Raw genomic sequence first — 2,146 nt, forward strand, 5'->3', positions numbered from 1 at the left:
TAACTTTAATAATAAATCTATATTAAGGATTATTCCATATCTAACTTGTACTATTTAAATTCTAACACCATTACGAATCTGTCCGATGTAGTGCAACTACCGTCTCCACATGGCTCGATAGGTCCGGATTGATGTCGGTCATCTGGAACCTATCCAGACTAATATGGCATGTAGTAAAATATCTCCGTTTGTTCGTGGAAACATATCTACAAATTCTGTAGCAAAAATACCTTGATACATTCTGCTACCCATATCGCAGCCTGAACCTTGTTTGTCCACGGAAAAAGTTCAACTTTTTTATTCATTTCTACTATGTATAGTGATTCCAACATAAAAGTCAAATCTTGCGGAGAATCTCCATCGCCTCAACCTTGTCCGTTCTTCCTACAAGGAACAGGTCAACGGCTATTTTTAGACCTAACTGATGGCCTTGCTTCCATGCACTCGACCTTATATACTGAGAAATGTGCATTAAACAGAGAAACAATCCTATTACTTCTTCGCATTCTCTTCCAATTCCAACATGTATTTATCAAAGTCAGACATAAACAATCTGTCCTGAATAACACGATACTTTTCAAATTCAGTCTCTGCTTTAGCCTTGGCAATCTCTGCCGTGATCTTTCCTGAATTCTGAAGGACCTCTCTGTCATCAGCCATCAGGAATAAATCCAGACGCCTTGCCCAGTCCTCCATTGTCATCGGAATGTGACGCTCTGCACGATCCTCTGCCAGATCCAGGTATGCCGAAACGATACGCTCTAATGAACGCATTTCCTGATCAGAAAGATAATTTTTTGCAACACTCACATCACTTTTTACAATCTTTCCTTCCGGTGCTGCTGCCCACGTGGTCAGCCCCATATGTGGCTTATCAGCATCTGCTCGCTCATAAATCAATTCTGCTGCTGTATGACCGTGAACTGCATAATGCATCTTGTTCTGCACCTTAGCAAAGAACTGCTTTGTCGTTTTTGCTGTGCGGTCGTAATCAAGAGCTGTAGCATAGATGTCCGTTATCTTCTGATAGAATCTACGCTCAGACAAACGGATCTCACGAATCTGCTCAAGCAAGCGATCAAAGTATTCTGTTGTGAGCACAGAGCCACCGTTTTTTAAGCGCTCATTATCCATGACCCAGCCTTTGATGGTGTAGTCCTTGGCAATTTGATTGACCCATTTACGGAACTGCACTGCACGCTCAGAATTGACCTTGAATCCAACAGCAATGATCATCTCCAAGGAATAGTGATTTGTGCTGTAGCTTTTTCCGTCAGCGGCAGTTATCCGAAATTTTCGGATAACTGAATCCTCTTGTAATTCGCTATCACTGAAGATTTTTTTTACATGATAATTTATGGTGCGAACATCCACATCGTACAACGTGGCCATCATCTTCTGTGTCAGCCATATATTCTCATCCTCATAGCGCATCTCAATACTGTCCTGCTGATTGCCGACAGAGGCAACATAAGTTAGATATTCTGCAGCACTGGAACGGATGGTTATTTCATCTTTTTTCTTTTTCAAATAGAATGCCTCCTTCTTCGATAAATCACTCTATAATAAACAATGAACGAATTTCTGTATACTCTCATCGCCCATGACAACGCTTATACTTCTTTCCACTTCCACATGGACACAATTCATTGCGACCTATCTTCTTCGGCCAATTTGCTCTTTCCTGAACCATAATAGGAATTTTTCCATCATGCATAAGTTCAAGTTCCCTCAGACGATACAAATATTCAGAGACTCCCAATATAGCTTGAAACATACACATTGCCTCATTTTCAAATTCAAGCAAATATTCTGTTTTCTTTTTTGTTCTATCTTTCGGATTAGGAATATAAGTTATCAGCTGGTCTACTGAATTGTATTCAACATCATTATGACCGATAGCATTTCTCAATTTCGCATTCACGAGGATTTTCAAAAAGCCTGTATAGTCCTCAGAATCCAAGCAAAAATGATATCTTGATGCTTTTGTGAGTTTAATATAATCCTCTAAAGACTTTACATTTTTCTCAATCGGATTCATAGCATTGACGTCAGATCTATACTTAATATTGTTAAGAGCAACAGGAATAATCATCAAATGTTGTGGTCAAGCTTTTTTGTAACACTACGACCTAATTTCTGCCAC

The 2,146-nt window shown here is 39.5% G+C and carries 2 protein-coding genes; both read right to left on the minus strand.

The window, feature by feature from the left end; all coding sequences use genetic code 11:
• Nucleotides 1-492: 492 nt before the first annotated feature.
• Nucleotides 493-1,530: a virulence RhuM family protein gene (locus DWZ63_RS15465; protein WP_055941575.1), complete on the minus strand. Its 1,038-nt coding sequence runs from the start codon at nucleotides 1,528-1,530 to the stop codon at nucleotides 493-495.
• A gap of 64 nt (nucleotides 1,531-1,594) precedes the next feature.
• A complete protein-coding gene (locus tag DWZ63_RS15470; protein WP_243020700.1) occupies nucleotides 1,595-2,041 on the minus strand; it encodes an SEC-C metal-binding domain-containing protein in 447 nt (148 codons plus the stop codon).
• Nucleotides 2,042-2,146 lie beyond the last annotated feature (105 nt).

This window comes from Clostridium sp. AF34-13 (assembly GCF_003477845.1).
Taxonomy (GTDB): Bacteria; Bacillota; Clostridia; order Lachnospirales; family Lachnospiraceae; genus Butyribacter; species Butyribacter intestini.

Excerpts from the sequence above, each read along its gene's own strand:
- DWZ63_RS15470 (WP_243020700.1), bottom strand. The coding sequence starts at position 2,041 with ATGAATCCGATTGAGAAAAATGTAAAGTCTTTAGAGGATTATATTAAA.